Source organism: Sphingopyxis flava (assembly GCF_900168005.1).
Taxonomy (GTDB): domain Bacteria; phylum Pseudomonadota; class Alphaproteobacteria; order Sphingomonadales; family Sphingomonadaceae; genus Sphingopyxis; species Sphingopyxis flava.
The window spans coordinates 214859-230301 of sequence record NZ_FUYP01000004.1 but is presented as its reverse complement, the minus strand read 5'-3'; the positions used below and the strand labels follow the sequence as shown (position 1 = coordinate 230301).

Sequence of the window (15443 nt, the reverse complement as noted above, 5' to 3'; positions counted from 1 at the left end):
CGCCCTCACGTCCTCCTGCTGACACCCGGCAACACGCATGACGCCAAGGTCGCCATGCTGGCGATCAACGCCGTGCCGCCATCGGACTATCTGGTCGCCGACAAGGGCTATGACAGCAATGCCTTGCGCTCCTGGCTGATCGAGCGCGGTACCACGCCAGTCACACCGGCAAAGTCCAACCGTAAGGTCCATATCGAACACGACCGCCAGATTTACAGACAGCGCAACGTCGTCGAGCGCATGTTCTGCCGCTTCAAGGACTGGCGGCGCGTAGCCACACGCTTCGACCGCCATATCAAGACCTTCATGGCCACCATCGCCATCGCCGCCTTCGTCACATGGTGGCTCTAATGAGTCCGGACCCTAATTGATTGATATAAAGCTGGAAAGTTCTGCCGGTTCGATTCCGGCTCGGCTCCATAATTTCCTGTCTAAATTCAGTCCGTAGCTTGCCGCCCGCCTTTGGGAACAGGCCGCGAACGGTTTACATCCATGTTGCGCCATGTTGCGCGCTTTTACGCGGTTTACACCGGCTTACTGGCACGCGCAGCGGATCATCGACAGGATGAACAAGGAGATCGGGAGCGGAAAGCTACCCTCTCGCCACTCCCATGCCGCCGGATCAGGTGCGCTCGCAGCGATGGAAGGTGCCGGCGTCCGCCATGCGCGAACCGCGTTCATAGTGGGTCTTCGTCGCCGCGAGCGCCCCGTCGACCACAAACTCTCCGTCGATCATATAAGCGCCTCCCATGGCCGCTTCGACCTTGAGCAAGCGGGCAAGGATATGCCCCGCACCGATCATCGGCATCCCGTTGCGCGTCCAAAGGCCGGGACGCCGGTCTAGGCCGGGGAAGAAAAGGCATCTGAATCCATCATACTTGCGCTCAACCATCACGCCAGCCAGGTCAGGCATAGCGCCGCTCCACCGGCCGGCGAGCATGCAGAGCTCGGTAGGTCTGGTCTTGGATAGGGAGTGGCGCGCGATGGCGGTCATTGGATCAGACGGTAACCTTGGCGAGCAGTTTGAACGCCGCATCCGGATCAGCGTCGACCATGCCGAGCAGGGTGCGTGCTGGACCCTCGGGCATACGGCGGCCCTGCTCCCAATCCCGGAGAGTGGCTGCGCTGATATGCAGCTTCTCGGCAAAGGCAGCCTGAGACAGCTTCGCCTTGCCGCGGATCGCCTTGATGTCTGGACCGGCCACGATCTTGCCGCGCGCAGTGTCGCCCTCTGCGAAGGCAATCGCGTCATTAAGACCAGCGGCGATCTTGTCGAATGCACCCTTTGCCATGTGGGCCTCCTCTACAGCGTGCTCTTGAGAGTTTTCGTCAGGGCAGCGAGAGCATTGCGCTCGCCCTGCGATAGCGAAACCTTCTCGCCCTTCCCGAATACGGTGAGCAGGAAGGCAGGCACGTCATCGCCAGCGAAATAGGTGATGACGCGATAGCCGCCCGACTTTCCTTTGCCGGGCTTGGCATAGCGAAGCTTACGGGCTCCGCCGCATCCCGGCATGATATCGCCGGCCTGCGGATTGGCTGCGATCAGATCGACAACCGCCGCACGTTCGTCATCGCTCATACCCACATCCTTGGCGGCAGCGAGATAGGCATTTGTTTCGATGACGTCCGCATGCGAATTATATACGGCGTTGCCGTAGGCAGCGCAAGGAAGAAAATACGGCAATGCCGTAATGAGGATTGAGCCGATTGATGCAGAACATGGCGGAAAAGCGCGACAAAAATCGCGAGTCCTAGGTTAGGAGGAACGAAACTGCGTGCGCTAGGGGACCGCAAAAAAAGCATCAGCACCCTGTTTCGGCGCATCGCTCGGTTTGAACTTTCACTCGGTCTCGGCAGGGGATGAAGCATCGCACGAAATTCCGGGGCTCGCCGTGGTTCGGATGATAGTTGAGTTCTCGCTCCGCCTCTTTGCGCGCCGCGGCCACTTGTTCGAGGGTGCGAAACGTGCCGAGGCATTGGTTTTTCCCCCCGCGCCGGATGGAAGCCTGCCAGCCCTGCATCCGGCGGTTCCAGAAAACCCCAGAGGCCCCCGATCGGTTGTTCTTCGCACGGGCTGCATTGTGATGGCAAACCTGGTGCTCGACATCGCGCAGATTGGAAATGCGATTGTCTCGCGGATCGCCGTTAATATGGTTGATTTCGTGCAGCGGCCATTGGCCAAGGTGGAGAGCCCAGGCGACGCGGTGGGTTTTGACATACTGGCCATTGATCGGCCCTTGATAATAGCCGCAGCTATCGATGCCGATCAGAGTCTGCTTTTCTGCAAATCGACCGTTCCAACAGGCGAACGTCTTGCGGCGCGCCTGCTCGGATTTGCCCGCGAACATAGACCCACCAGCGCACAGGTCCCCTAGTTGGGGACAGCCGGGTCACCGGCGCGCTGATATGGGCGCCCATTGGGCAAAGGATCAGCGCGCGACGTCGTTCGCTCCGTGGGCGGCGCTGGCGAGCGCGGCGGCTGAGAAGGGTGCGAAATCCCCCCGCAGGCCGTGCTTGAGCGACGCGAGTGCGAGGCCCCGCGCTGCCGAATCTTCGATACTGGCGCCTTTGAACAGGCCGTCCAGCACTCCTGCAGCAAAGGCGTCGCCCGTGCCAATGCGGTCGACGATCGGCGCGACCACGCGCGCCTCGGTCTGACAACTGGCATCGCGGCGGTCGATGCGGGCGGCAAGCTCGTGCCGATCGGACCCCACGATGTGGCGCGCGGTCGAGACGATGTGGTCGAGGTTCGGGAAGGCGCTGAGCAATGCAAGTGCCGCCTCGCGCCGCCGTTCGCCACCTTCGCCCGAAAAATCGCGGCCAAGAAGCAGCGCGGCGTCGCGGTGGTTGCCGAACAGCAGGCTCGCTTCGCTGATGATTGCGCGCAGGGTCGCGGCCGGGTCGGCGTCCCAGCGCTCCCAGAGACGACCGCGCCAATTGCCGTCGAACGACAGGCCGAGCCCGGCAGCGCGCGCCGTCCTTGCGGCGGCGAGCGCAGCGTCTGCGCTCTGCGGGCCGAGCGCGGGGGTGACGCCCGAGAGGTGAAGCCAGCTCGCATCCGCGAGAATCGCGTCCCAGTTCCACTCATCGGCTTCGGCGGTGGCGAAGGCCGAGTCGGCGCGGTCGTAGAGAACCTCGCTCGCGCGCGCAGGGCCCCCCGGCAGATGATAATAGAGGCCGACGCGCCCCGGCCGGCGCAAAATGGCGCTGGTGTCGACTCCGTGGCGACGCAGCTCGGCGATGGCGGCATCGCCGATCGGACCTTCAGGAAGCGCGCTGACCATCCGCACCCGGTACCCGAGCGCGGCCAGCGCGACCGCAACATTGGCCTCGGCGCCGCCGACGTGGACGTCGAACCGCGGCGACTGGAGCGGTTGCTCGCCGGCGGGAACGGCTAGTCGAAGAACGATCTCGCCGAAGCAGGCGATGGTCTTGGCAGGCTCGATCATGAGGCAAATCCGGGGTCGGTGCTGGCGGTGCAGGCGATGCGCACCGTTTCGCCGAAATGAGCGGTTGCGGTCTGGCCGGGCGCTATCGGATGCACGCCGGTAATCGCGCCCGCCGAAATCCACTGCCCCGCTTCCAATGCGATCACGCCGTCCATATGGAGGTCGACGAGAAAGCGCAGCGAGCCGAGCGGGCCATCGAGAATGTCGCAGGGGCGGCCCGAGCCAACGCGCGATCCCTCGATTTCGGTGATAACGATCCGGTCGAAGCTCTCGGCATCAAGGCGCGGGCCGAGAAGCAGACCGTTGTTGATGCCGATATCGGCGATAATCCCGTAGGGCGCGTGATCGTGAACGTCGGGGGCTGGCGAACTTGCAACCTCGAAGCCGGCACGGATTTCGTCGATGAAGCTCATTGCTTCCCTATCGCTCGCGAGGCGGCGGGTGGGAACCGCGGACAAACGGAGAATGATTTCGGCCTCGATCACGCCCACGCCGCCGGCAAAGACGCGCGCGTCGCCGGGCGCTTCGCCGTCAAGTTCCGCCACCCGCAGCACCGGCCCGGCGAGACGCTCGGCGCCCAGCGTCTCGATCAGCGTTTGCGGAATGCGACCGACCTTCCATCCGAGCAGCGGGACGCCGAGCGCGGCGCAAAGGTCGCGCTGGACGGTATAAGCGTCCGCGAGGGTCGCAGGGATCGGCGCGGGAAAGGCCGCCAGTGCCTGGCCCGAGCGGCGGGCTTGATGCAGCGCGGCAGCTACGCCCGTTCCGGCGCTCATGGGAGCGAAGCGCGGCGCATCAGGCGAGCTTGGCGCTCAAGAGATAACGTTCGCGACTTTCGGCTGCACGCTGCCGCAGTTCGACCATTGCGCGTTCCTCGGTCTCGTCGAGCATCGATTCGAGCAGGCGGTTAAAATGGCGCCGCATCGCGAGCCGCGCTCCGCCCGCGTCGCGCTTCCTGAGTGCCTCGACCACCCCGGCATGTTCGGCCTGACGCGCCGCACCGTCCTTGCGGCAGATCATCGAATGGCTGGTGCGCACTTCGGGCAGTTCAAGGCGCATTCGCCACAGGCTTTCGATGACATGTATGATCGCCTTGTTGTTCGATGCAGCGGCGATCGTCATGTGAAACTCGCGATCGATCACGTTGATCTCGTCCTCGCTCGCATCTTCGTTCGCCATCGCCTCAAGCAGGCCTTCCAGCTTCTCGAGCGTTTCAGCCGAGATGGTGGGAGCGGCAAGCGCCGCCGCCTCGGCCTCGAACAGCGAGCGTGCTTCGGTGAGCTCGAAGGCACTGACCTGAGGCAAGATGCCGCCATCGCCAGGCAGCTTTGCCTGGACATAGGCGCCGGCGCCGGTGCGGATATGGATCCACCCCGTTGCCTGCAGGGCAATCTCTGCCTCGCGGATCGTCACGCGGCTCACCTCGAAGCGCTCGGAAAGTTCACGCTCCCCGGGCAGCCGCGTTCCCGGCGGATAGACTCCATCGAGAATCAGCCGGCGAATCGCATCGGCAACATCTTCAAAAAGGCGGCGTTCGGCCATGACTTAATCGTCTCCCCACATAGGCATCAGCCCCTGCATACAATCAGGTATGACAATTTTGAAGCCATGACCGCACGTCATCATCTCGCCGTCAGATCCGTGCGCGAATGCCGACGAAATATTTGGAGCCGTAATAATGATATTGGCGGCTGCTGCCGTAGACCGGCATGTACGTTGTCTTGGGCTCGTTGAAGATATTGAGCGCCTCGAACCGGAGCGACACCCCCTTCATCAGAGCCAGCGAAGCTCGGAAATCGAAGGTTTCGCTCGGTGCGACAAAGCGGAGCTGGCTGTTGCCTCCGACAAAGTCCTGATAATAGTTCGACCGGTAATTGTAGATTGCCTGCAAGGAAACCGGGCCGATCTCATAATAGGCCTGCGCCGAGAGAACGTGCTTGGAATAGCCCGACAGGCCAGCAGGGGCGATCAGGCCCGGCGACACGGTTTCGGTCTCCGGATCGTAAATGTCGCCGAGGCGAATATCCTCATTCTCGAAATTGGCGTCGGCATAGTTGTAGCTGACCTTCGCGCCCAGCCCGTCGAGGGGCTTTGGCAGGGAGCTGAAGCGCGTCGCCGCCGTCAGTTCGAGGCCGTAGACCCGTGACTTGTCGGGGCTGTTGCGCGTCTGGGTGACCGGAACTGTGACCTGCTGACCGTCGATTGTGAAAGTCTCGTCATAGACGACCGGCTGAAATCCGCCGGTAAACTGCTTGTAATAGACCGTCGCGGCAAGCATCGTGTCCTTGTTGGGATACCATTCGAGCGCGGCGTCGGCGTTCCACGACATCAGCGGCTTCAAGCGCGGACTGCCATTGGCGCGAACATTGTCGATCGCATTTTCGATCGAGGTGAAGCTGCCTCCATCCTCCAGCGTAATGGTCCGGCCCGCGCCCAGCGCACTGGGGTTGGGACGCGACATGGCGCGATATCCCGCCACGCGCAGCAGCGTATTCGGCGCGACCTCGAAGATGGCGTTGACGCTCGGCAGGATGCGCGTGGTGCTGGCCTTGATCGTTTCGGTTTCGTAATCACCCGTCTCGTCAAGGTGGAAGGTTCCATCGCCATTGTCGACGAGGATAAGATCGCTTCGGAGCCCTTTTGAGGTCACGTCGGTCTTGACGACGCGGACGCCGAAATTGCCGCGAACCGGCATCGACCCGATCTCGCTGTCATAATCGGCCATCAGATATCCCGCATAGGTGCGTTCGGTGACGTCGCGGTTGGAAACCGAGCGCAGGTCGTCGGGAAGACCCGGATCCTCGGTCCCCAGATATTCGCGGAACAGGCAATCGACGTCGAATGTTGCCCAGCTGTCGATGCTATTGCCCGGCGCGTCGCTCAGATAATCGGTCTGCGGAAAGGCCTGGCGGCAGATGTTGTTGATCCGTCGATCTTCCTCAATTGCAGGGTTTTCGTTGAAATCGCCGTTGCGCACGTCATAGTCGCTGAACTTGAGCTGCGCGACGCGAACGCCAGCGGACAGTGCGCTCAGGAAGCCATCGAGCTCATATTTGGCATCGAAGCGTCCGGCGACGATCTTGTTGTAACGGCGGCTCTCGTCGCGGCGGAAGCGCGCGTCGTCCCAGAAAAGATCGTGGTTGTTGAGGTCGAAGCGCGGATCGATCGTGATCGTCGGGATAAAGCTGCCCGGCGCGATATCATAGATGTAGGGAATGCGCTGATTGTCGATCTCGGTGCGGACCCCGTTGACGTCCATCCGGTCGGTGCGCAGGCGGAAATTGCGCTCGGTTTCGGAACGGATCGTGCGTGAGTATGACGCATCCGCCGTGAGGGTCAGCCGGTCCGAGGCGGTCCATTCGACCGAAAGGCCGCCGCCCAGATATTCCTCCGAGCGCGTCAGCGTCGAGCCGTTGGATTCGAGCGAACTTGACCCTTCCAGGTGCGAGACGATGCCATTTTCGTCAAACTCGACATTGGTGAGGCTGCGCCGCGCCTCCGAGATGGTCAGATCGCGTCGGTTCTCGACAAAGGTGCGGTCCGAATATTGAAGGTCGAGGTTGATGTTGAACCGGTCCGAGGGACGCCATTGAATTGCACCGAACACGGCGTCGCGCTGGTCGGTCTCGCTAATCTGGCGGAATATATAGCTGTTGGGGACGAGATAATAGGGAATCCCGTCGCCATAATTATCACGGCTGAGTTCGGTGCAATTGTTATTGATGACCGTGACGTCGGCGCGGCACGCGGTCCAGGTGGTGCTCGCGGCGTAGGTCTCTTCGGGATTGTTCGTGTCGTTGCGCTGGAAGCCGATCGAGATACCGATGGTGTCATTCGCGAACTGGTCGACATAGCTCACCGTGCCGCGCCATCCGACCCCGCCGCTGCCGCCGACGATGCGGTCTCCATAGGGATTATATTGGGCCTTGAGCTCGCCCTGAATTCGCGTTCTGCCATAATCGAGCGGACGCAGCGTGCCGATCTCGATCGTGCCGGCGACACCACCCTCGACAAGATTTGCCTGCTGCGTCTTGTAGATTTTGATCTGGTTGACCAGTTCGGAGGGGAACTGGTTGAAATTGACCGAGCGGTCGCCGCTGCCATTGGTCGCGTCGCGGCCGTTGAACGTCGAGTTCGAAAGGAAAGGGCCGAGGCCGCGCAGGGCGATTTCGGACGCATCCCCTTTTTCGCGGTGAGTCGTGGCGCCAGTGATTGTCTGGATTGCCTGGCCGACCGAGATGGCGGGAATGTCGCCGATATCATCGGCCGCCAACGTGTCGACAATCGCGGTCTCGCGGCGCTTTGCCTCGATCGAGCTCTGGATCGTTTCGCGGATGCCCGAGACGACGATCGCATCGCTGTCATCCTGAGCCGCAGGGACCTCGTCCTGCGCCGCTGCAGGCATTGCAACAATTAGCATCGGGCCGGTCCCGGCGAGAAGCGCGGCGCGCAGCGCGCGGCACAGATTGCGAGAATTCACTGTATCTCTCCCCTTGGTAAATCGAGTCTTTCCGGGACTGGCTAGTCGAATATCTATACCAGTTTGTCAACCATCGTGGCAGGCAAACTGGACAGTCCGAGCTGTCAGGTGCTAACGGACGAGTTGACTGCGCAGGTCGGGGACCGCTTGGGCGAGCGCCTGCGTGACGAGCTTGGCGACGACTTCCGCCCCGACGTCGCCGAGGTGCGTGTAGTCGAACTTGCGGGTCACTTGGCCGCGGGGTCCTTTCCCCTCGACCCGAGGCGGCGGCGGCGGCGCAGGGCGCGCCTTGAGCGTCGTTCCGGCTTTCGCGGCCGCAAGCTCCTCCGCCGTCGGCGGCTCCTGCGCGAGCTGGGTTGCAGTTTCCGCCCCCATCTGCTGCGTCTGCGCAGCGCTCAGCGCGTTGAGGTCGACGAGGGGCACGCCCTCGGCCTTTGCGACCGCGCGCACCTGATCCGACCAGCTCTCGAGCGTGTTTTGGAGCTTGCCATCGCGAAACTCGCGGCGGGTTAGTGGCGTGAGAAGCACCGGAGTTGCGCCGGCCGCGCGCACCTCGGCGACGAATCGTTTAAGGTTTGCGGGGAACTCGGTGGTTTCGTCGGTCCAGCGTTCAGCCTTGCTCGACTGGTCATTGTGCCCGAACTGGATCAGCACAAAGGTGCCCCGATATCCAGCGACTTTCGCTTCCGCGAGCGCGATGGCCCACGAGCCTTCCTGACGATAGCTGCGCGTGCTGCGCCCGCCGCGGCCGGCGTTAAGACAGGCGACCGACGATTTGACGTGCTTGGCGCAAAAGGCGCCGCCCCAGCCGCTATGCGGCGCCATTGTCGAATCCCCGACAAGAATGATCTTGTAGGGCTCGAGCGGGGGCGCGTCGGTGCGCGCGCGCTCGGTGGCCTGCGCCCCGCCGGCGAGGACCGTGGCAGCGACGAGGCTCGTGATCAGTCGGCGCATTTAGGATCTCCAGCTTAAGAGAAGGCGAGGCCGCCGTTGATGTCGAGGCACACGCCGGTGAGGAAGCTTGCGGCCGGCGAGGCGAGATAGGTGATGCTGTCGGCAACCTCGTCGGGATGGCCTTCACGGCGCAGCGGCGTATTGCCCGCGGTCGCGGCGCGCCCTTCGGGCTTTGAGAAGATATCGTGGAAGCTGGTGCCAATAAGGCCGGGACAGACCGCGTTGACGCGGATGCCCTGCGGGCCGAGCTCCTTCGCCATCGACCGGGTCCAGGTCATCATCGCGCCCTTCGCAGTCGCATAGACCGATGCGCCGGGTCCGCCGCCATCGCGGCCGGCGAGACTCGACACGTTCACGACGGCGGAACCGTCCCCGAGGAAGGGCAGCGCTCCTTTCAGGACAAGAAAGGCCGATTTGAGGTTGAGCGTCATCACCTGGTCAAAGAAGGCTTCGTCCATCTCATCGAGCGTCTTGCGCGCGACCATGCCGCCCGCGAGGTTGACGAGAATGTCGAGCCGGCCGCTGAAAGCGATCCCGATCTCGTCGAGCATCGCCGCGACAGCGCCGCTGTCGGTGACGTCGGCCTGGATGAGGAAGGCCTCGCCGCCCGCGGCCTTGATAGCGGCGAGCGTCTCTTCAGCCGCTTCGCGACCGCTGTTGTAGTTGATCGCAACGCGCGCGCCGGCGCGGGCAAGGGCAATCGAGACCGATCGGCCGATATCGCGGCCGCCGCCGGTGACAAGGGCGGTTTTCCCCTGGAGGTTCATGTGATGCAATTCCTTATTCTTGGGTGGATTGGGATGAGGTGGCGAGCGGTTCGACGCGGCCGCCGACCAGTCGGAAAGCGAGGAAGGAGAGCGGTACGATCGCGGCCGACAGCGCGAAAATCGGCGCGTAACTTGTTTTCGTCAGCACCGGCACAAGCCAGGTGGTTATCAGCGTTCCCGCGACCGCGGCGGTACCGCTGATCCCCGCGAGGCTGCCAACGGCGCCGCCGCCGAACCAGTCGCTCGGCAGCGTCTGGATATTGCCGATTGCCATCTGGAATCCGAAGAGGATGCACGCGATCAGCAGCACCGCGGTCAACGGGTCAGCGGCGCGGATCGTGAAGAGCAGGGCGGGCAGCATGATGGCGCAGCCGATCCCGATTGAGAGCGTGCGCGCCTTGTGGACGCTCCCGCCCCGGTCGATGATCCGCCCCGCGAGAAAGCCCCCAAACAGACTGCCAAGCATTGCGCCGACGAAAGGAACCCAGGCAAAGAGCCCGATCTGCTTGACATCGAAACCAAAGGTTTCGGCAAGATAGATCGGCAGCCATGACACAAACAGCCACCAGACCGGATCGAGGAAGAAGCGCGACAGGATGACAGCCCAGCTTTGACGGTAGCGTAGCAGTTCTCCAAGCGGCATACGCCGGTCATCGGCGCGGCCAGCCTCGCTACGGCCGGCGAGAATATAGGCGCGTTCCTCGGCGCTGAGACGCGGGTTGGCGTCGGGATCAGCCTTGTAGAACCAGAGCCACGGCACGAGCCAGATCAGTCCAAGGATGCCGACGAACACAAAGGTACCGCGCCACCCGAACTGTACGAAGAGCAGGGCGACGAGCGGCGCCGATACGATGCCGCCAAGAGACGCTCCGGCATTGAAGATGCCCTGCGCGAGCGCGCGCTCACGCGAGGGGAACCAGAGCGCATTCGCCTTGGCGGCGCCAGGCCAGTTGCCTGCCTCGCTGACACCCAGCGTTGCGCGCAGAACGCCGAGCAGCGGCATCGAGCGGACCAGGGCGTGCGCGGCGATCGATAGCGACCAGAAAAGGATCGAGACTGTAAAGCCGAGCCGCGTCCCGATTGCGTCGAAGACCCGACCGAAGAGCGACTGGCCGAAGGCGTAGGCGATCATGAAGATCGTCACCAAGAGCGCATAGTCTTCCTTGGTCGCGCCGATATCCTTCGACACCTCGGGCCACATCACCGCGAGCGCATTGCGGTCGATATAGTTGATCACGGTGGCAAAGCCGATCAGGCCGATCACGCACCAGCGCAAATGCCCCTTCATTGAGCGTCTCCCTTGGCGAGGTCGAGGCGGCCGACGGGGCCGGTCCAGGCGAGGCTGCGACCGGCGACGGTCGCGTGGTGGCTTGCATCCGCCGAGGTGTCGTCGGCGATCGCGACGGCAAGGCGTTGGCCATCGACGAAGGTGATCAGCACGATGTCGGCGCCGTCCTCGCGCCGGTGCGCGAGCGAGCCGATGCGCGAACTGCTCGCTACCACCGCTTCGGACGAGGCGTCATAGCGCCCGTGCGGTTCGAGCAGGCTGACGAAGGTCGTCGCGGCGGCGCCGTCGACGCGCTGGATCAGCGCGGGTTCGCGGCGAAGATTGAATTCGGGATCATTCGCGCCGCTTTCGGCGAGGATGAAGCGGGCGCCCTTGGGGGGCGCCATGTGGTAAGAGTAAAAGCGGCTGTCCTGCATGAAGGTGAGGCGCGCCGCGCCGTTGCGGGTCCCTTCACCGTCGACCCATAGATGCTGATAACCGTTGGCGCTTCCCAGCACCGGCCGCTCGGCCAGATGCTGGTCGAACGCAATGTCGCTGTCGATGATATGTCCCGAAAAATGCAGCGGCAGGTCATAGCGATGCCTGCCGCTGCCAGTTCCGTGGAGGATATCGAGGATCAGCGGATTTGAAAGGCCGTCGACGTTGAGCATAACGAGCGCGCGGCGGATGGTGACGCCGGGATATGCGCCTTCAATTTCGGCGATCGACCAGCGGGTCGGGGCGTCGAGGCCGGCTGAAAGCTGACGCGTCGGTACCGTTTCACCCACCTTCCATTGGCCGCCGAACTGGCTTTGCTCGTCGACGACGAGCGTGTTGTGCGCGACGGTCGCGCTCGCCCAGCTGTCATTCTCGGGGAGGTAGCGCCCGCCGCGCTTCGCCTCGACGTTGAGGAAGCGTGCGGCGCCATAGTCGGTCACGACCGCGCCGGTCTCGTCATAATAGAGCCAGTTGAGGCGGTCGAAGTGGCCGTGTCCCATGCCCTGCACGCTGTTCTTGGCGACCAGAAGCGGACCATTGGTTCCGCGACTCTCGCGCAGGAGAACGAGTGCGCCCTGCTTGCCGTCGGGACCGTCCCCCAGCAGGCGCGAAGTGAAAGGCCAGGGTCTTGCTTTTCCCGCAGCGACATCGGCGGCGAGCATCTGCCCGGCCGGCGTGAGGACCGTACGACCCTGCCACTCGGCGATCGACAGGAAGGTGGGGTCGTGCGTCGCGGCGTAGGCAATCGCAACGCCATGATAAAGTTCTTCGGTACGCAGGCTTTTGTCGGGCATCGCGTCGTTGATCGGAATGAAATAACCCGAATGGGTGACGTCGATTGCGGTGCGAACCGCTTTCAGCACGATGCCGTCCCGATAGTCGAAAATCTTGCGCTGCGGCTCGTTCGCTTCGATCGCGGCGGCGAAGACGACGAAAGGCTGGAGCGCGTAACGCTGATAGTAGGGGCCCTCGGCATAATAGCCGTCGGGCGAAAACAGCAGATCAAGCTGGCGCAGGAAGCCCGCCTTTCCGCTCTTGTCGAGCCCCATCAGCGCCTTGTCGACCAGATCGCGGTCGCCGAGGAGATAGCCAGCGAGACCGACCCCGGCGCACGCCCAGGTCGCATGATTGTGGATGCGATTGATGACCTGAGGCGAACCGTCGGAGAGGAATCGCGCCATCGGGCGAATGACGCCCTCGTCAATGCGGCGGCGGTCCTCGGCGGAGAGCGCTTTGCGGATCTCGGCATAGCCTTGGACCGCGTTGACGAGGAAGACGCTGTCGTTGAGGCTCTGCCAGAACAGACGCCCGGGCACCTGGTTTGCTGCGGCGGGGTGCGGCCCGAGCGCCGGATAGAGCTCGGCATAGGCGAGCAGCATGTCGCGGACATGATCGAGATAGCGCCGGTCGCCGGTGAGCCGGTAAAGCTGGCCACCCTCGAAGATGATCCGGTAATTGCGCTTGTGCTGTTCGTGGGTGAAGCCGCCCCCCGGATCCTTGGGCACCGGCACGTTGATTCCCGCCTTGATTGAGGCGTCAAGATCGCGCTTTGCGCCGGTAATCTCGGCTGCGAAGAGCGGAGCATAGGCCGGCTGCGCGGATGAAGGCTGCCCGGATGCCGGCGCTGCCGCAAGCGGCAACGCGCTTGCTGCGAGGAGTAGCGCGAGTGTTCGGGTCATGGGCGGCCATCCGTGAGATTGCCCGCGAGTATGGCGCGCAGCGGCCCCTTGTAGACCAGTTCCTCGATGCGCGGCGCGGGGGTGGCGCGAAAGGCGTTGCCGCTGATGCGCGTGTGAGGTTTGCCGACCGTGTGGACGACGACGAGCGGCGCTGACTTCTCGAAGCTGTTACCGAGAATTTCGCTGTGCTGCACCCCCGTTAGGCGGAGCGAAGCACCGCCCGCGCCGCTGTTTGACACGTTCGATCCTGTCATTGAAAAATAAGGGCCGAAGGTGCTTTCGTCGGTGCCCTTGCGCAGAAGATCGGCCACGAGACCGACCCGCGCAAAGCTGCTCCCGCCAATCTCGAGCCGTTCAACCGGGTACCAGCCCTTGGGCTCCTGTTCTCCCGTGCCCAGCACAACCGCACCGCTCATGTCGGAAAAGCTGCTGCCGAGAAGCTCGATCGCGTTCGCGAAGGTGCCGGGGGCCATGACGATGCCGTCGAGCCGCGCCGCCTTGCCAGGGCCGCGGACCGACACGCCCTTCATCTCGATTTCGTAATTGGGCGCCACCTCGGGCGCTACCGCAATCAGCGCCGCGTCGGCGCTCGCACCGCGCGCATCGAGCGTCAGGTCGGCCAGGCGCAGACCTCCGCCCGCCTCGATCCGGACAAAGGCGCCGCTCGCGACGTGGACGACCGGCGCCGCGCCCGCCTGTCCCGCGATGGTCAGCCTGTGTCGGACCACAACCGGCGAGACCACCTCATAGGCGCCTCCGGCGAGCGCGAGTCTATCTCCGGCGCGCGAGGCGCCGACTGCGTCGGCGAGCGAGGCGCCTGCCGCCAGTTCGACGGTGCGACCGGAGCCGAAGTCCGCTTCGGCGGCGTCGGGTCGATACCAGGATGCGCCTACCTCTTCGCGCTTCACGGGAACCAGATCGCGCGGCGCACCGACCTTGGCGAGCGCGGGATCGGTGGGGTAGAGAAGGCCGTTGGCGGCGCGCTCGAACTGGAGTTCTCGCTGTTCGACACCGCGCGTCACGAGCGGCTGCGCGACTGCCGCCTCGACATTGCCCGAAAATGTGATGCCACCGATATCGTCCCCGGCGCGGAAGGGGTCGGTGTTCTTGGCGCCGCTCACGAGATTGCCCTTGAACTGGCTTTCGACCGGCGGCGCCGAGCGTTCGGCATCGGCGCCCGCGGCGAGAGTGATGCGCGCGCTGTCGAGGATCGAGTTACGCTCGATCAGAGCATTCGAAACCTGATGGTAGCGGTTGATCACCGAATTGGGCACGCCGTTCATCACGGTGAGGGCGCTCTTGAAATCCTTGCCCGCGAGCCCTTCCAGATAGTTGAAGCGTATGACCTGGTCGCGATTGATTACGCGGATGCCGCCGCTGTCGGGCACATGGTTGCCAAGGAAGATGTTGCGCTCGACAAGATTGCCGTTGCCGTGGCGCAGCACGAAGGCGCCCTGCGATGAAAGCACCAGATTCTCACGAAGGATATTGCCGCCGGACTTGACCGAGACGATCTCGACCTCGCCGCTGGTGCGGTCGAAAATGTTGCGCTCGACGACCGTGTGGCTGTCGGACAGCGATTCCTCGCTGGTGCCGATGCGGATCGTCTCGCCGCCGTTCGAGCCCAAGGGCGGACGGGGGCCGAAATAATTATGGTCGATGCGGTGTCGGTTATCGAGCGGGTCGCCGGGCTTGCGGATCACCGCCAGGGTGACCCCGCTATTGGTCTTGCCCTCGAAATGCGAGTGATCGACGCGGTTGTCGGTGCCGTATATCGCGACCCAGATATCCTCGGAGCGCCGGTCGGGCTTGCTGAAGCCGTCGATGACGACCTCGGTAATGCGTGTGTTGCTCGCGAGCATCTTCGAATCGCGGCGGAAGCTGATAACTTCGCGCGTCGGACTGGCGCCGCGCTTGAAGACGAGTCCGGAGACCAAAAGGTGGCGGCCGCCGAGGCGAAGATTCGAGGCGCCAGTGAGCAGCACTTTGCCCTTGGTCTGTGCGGTGAGGGTGATCGGCGCCTCGGCAGTGCCTGTGCCGGTGAATACAAGCTGCGCGTCGCGCCATTCGCCATCGCGCAGGACAATGGAATCGCCGGGCTTCGCGCTCTTTACAGCGGCCTTATACTCGGTCTGGTCGGCCACGAGTATCTCGCGGGCCTCGGCCGCCTCCATTGCAAAAACGCAAATCGCCCCCATCAAAACAGCCCGCAGCAGCATCGCGCCCTCTCTCCCGGTTCACCTCTTGTGCTCGCATTGGACTATACAACTGGTATGACGATTTCAACCCTCTTTGGCTGTCAATCCGTCAAACCAGCATAGGCCTTTGAATCGGCGCAGACCCGAGAGG

The 15443-nt window shown here is 63.5% G+C and carries 14 protein-coding genes; 1 reads left to right on the top strand and 13 read right to left on the bottom strand.

Features of this window, described 5'->3' with window-relative positions; genetic code table 11:
• A partial coding sequence (locus B5X69_RS05055; protein ID WP_139375660.1) for an IS5 family transposase occupies positions 1-351 on the top strand: 351 nt, incomplete at its 5' end.
• Between the two features lie 271 nt (positions 352-622).
• Here the strand turns inward: B5X69_RS05055 and B5X69_RS05050 are convergent.
• The 13 genes from B5X69_RS05050 to B5X69_RS04990 all read right to left on the bottom strand — a co-directional run bounded on the left by B5X69_RS05050 (position 623) and on the right by B5X69_RS04990 (position 15313).
• Positions 623-913 (bottom strand): DNA ligase-like domain-containing protein, encoded by a 291-nt coding sequence (locus B5X69_RS05050; RefSeq protein WP_139375659.1) that lies wholly within the window; start codon positions 911-913, stop codon positions 623-625.
• An 85-nt stretch (positions 914-998) separates the two neighbouring features.
• Positions 999-1292, bottom strand: coding sequence for a helix-turn-helix domain-containing protein (locus B5X69_RS05045; protein WP_079637599.1), 294 nt, complete (start codon positions 1290-1292; stop codon positions 999-1001).
• An 11-nt stretch (positions 1293-1303) separates the two neighbouring features.
• On the bottom strand, positions 1304-1585 hold the full coding sequence (locus B5X69_RS05040; RefSeq protein ID WP_342745786.1) for a type II toxin-antitoxin system RelE/ParE family toxin: 282 nt from the start codon (positions 1583-1585) through the stop codon (positions 1304-1306).
• Between the two features lie 217 nt (positions 1586-1802).
• The gene (locus tag B5X69_RS05035) at positions 1803-2348 is read right to left on the bottom strand and encodes an HNH endonuclease signature motif containing protein (RefSeq protein ID WP_079637598.1); all 546 of its coding nucleotides are present in this window, start codon (positions 2346-2348) and stop codon (positions 1803-1805) included.
• Positions 2349-2429: 81 nt separating this feature from the next.
• Positions 2430-3449: a sugar kinase gene (locus B5X69_RS05030; RefSeq protein ID WP_079637597.1), complete on the bottom strand. Its 1020-nt coding sequence runs from the start codon at positions 3447-3449 to the stop codon at positions 2430-2432.
• Entirely contained in the window at positions 3446-4225 is a 780-nt protein-coding gene (locus B5X69_RS05025) for a 2-keto-4-pentenoate hydratase (RefSeq protein ID WP_079637596.1), read from the bottom strand. Before B5X69_RS05025 ends, B5X69_RS05030 begins: the two co-directional genes overlap by 4 nt.
• Positions 4226-4244: 19 nt before the next feature.
• Positions 4245-4991, bottom strand: a complete 747-nt coding sequence (locus tag B5X69_RS05020; RefSeq protein ID WP_079637595.1) for a FadR/GntR family transcriptional regulator — start codon at positions 4989-4991, stop codon at positions 4245-4247.
• 91 nt (positions 4992-5082) lie between these two features.
• The gene (locus B5X69_RS05015) at positions 5083-7929 is read right to left on the bottom strand and encodes a TonB-dependent receptor (protein ID WP_245798598.1); all 2847 of its coding nucleotides are present in this window, start codon (positions 7927-7929) and stop codon (positions 5083-5085) included.
• A gap of 111 nt (positions 7930-8040) precedes the next feature.
• Positions 8041-8883, bottom strand: coding sequence for a rhamnogalacturonan acetylesterase (locus B5X69_RS05010; RefSeq protein ID WP_079637594.1), 843 nt, complete (start codon positions 8881-8883; stop codon positions 8041-8043).
• Positions 8884-8897: 14 nt separating this feature from the next.
• Positions 8898-9650: an SDR family NAD(P)-dependent oxidoreductase gene (locus B5X69_RS05005; RefSeq protein WP_079637593.1), complete on the bottom strand. Its 753-nt coding sequence runs from the start codon at positions 9648-9650 to the stop codon at positions 8898-8900.
• A 13-nt stretch (positions 9651-9663) separates the two neighbouring features.
• A complete protein-coding gene (locus B5X69_RS05000) occupies positions 9664-10938 on the bottom strand; it encodes an MFS transporter (protein ID WP_079637592.1) in 1275 nt (424 codons plus the stop codon).
• Positions 10935-13094, bottom strand: coding sequence for a heparinase II/III domain-containing protein (locus B5X69_RS04995; RefSeq protein WP_079637591.1), 2160 nt, complete (start codon positions 13092-13094; stop codon positions 10935-10937). The genes B5X69_RS05000 and B5X69_RS04995 overlap by 4 nt, the downstream gene beginning before the upstream one ends.
• Complete coding sequence (locus B5X69_RS04990) at positions 13091-15313, bottom strand: polysaccharide lyase 6 family protein (protein WP_245798596.1); 2223 nt, start codon at positions 15311-15313, stop codon at positions 13091-13093. The genes B5X69_RS04995 and B5X69_RS04990 overlap by 4 nt, the downstream gene beginning before the upstream one ends.
• Between the last annotated feature and the right edge of the window lie 130 nt (positions 15314-15443).

Coding starts and splice junctions, on each gene's coding strand:
- B5X69_RS05050 (WP_139375659.1), bottom strand. CDS start 913: ATGCCTGACCTGGCTGGCGTGATGGTTGAGCGCAAGTATGATGGATTC.
- B5X69_RS05045 (WP_079637599.1), bottom strand. CDS start 1,292: ATGGCAAAGGGTGCATTCGACAAGATCGCCGCTGGTCTTAATGACGCG.
- B5X69_RS05035 (WP_079637598.1), bottom strand. CDS start 2,348: ATGTTCGCGGGCAAATCCGAGCAGGCGCGCCGCAAGACGTTCGCCTGT.
- B5X69_RS05030 (WP_079637597.1), bottom strand. CDS start 3,449: ATGATCGAGCCTGCCAAGACCATCGCCTGCTTCGGCGAGATCGTTCTT.
- B5X69_RS05025 (WP_079637596.1), bottom strand. CDS start 4,225: ATGAGCGCCGGAACGGGCGTAGCTGCCGCGCTGCATCAAGCCCGCCGC.
- B5X69_RS05020 (WP_079637595.1), bottom strand. CDS start 4,991: ATGGCCGAACGCCGCCTTTTTGAAGATGTTGCCGATGCGATTCGCCGG.
- B5X69_RS05010 (WP_079637594.1), bottom strand. CDS start 8,883: ATGCGCCGACTGATCACGAGCCTCGTCGCTGCCACGGTCCTCGCCGGC.
- B5X69_RS05005 (WP_079637593.1), bottom strand. CDS start 9,650: ATGAACCTCCAGGGGAAAACCGCCCTTGTCACCGGCGGCGGCCGCGAT.
- B5X69_RS05000 (WP_079637592.1), bottom strand. CDS start 10,938: ATGAAGGGGCATTTGCGCTGGTGCGTGATCGGCCTGATCGGCTTTGCC.
- B5X69_RS04995 (WP_079637591.1), bottom strand. CDS start 13,094: ATGACCCGAACACTCGCGCTACTCCTCGCAGCAAGCGCGTTGCCGCTT.
- B5X69_RS04990 (WP_245798596.1), bottom strand. CDS start 15,313: ATGCTGCTGCGGGCTGTTTTGATGGGGGCGATTTGCGTTTTTGCAATG.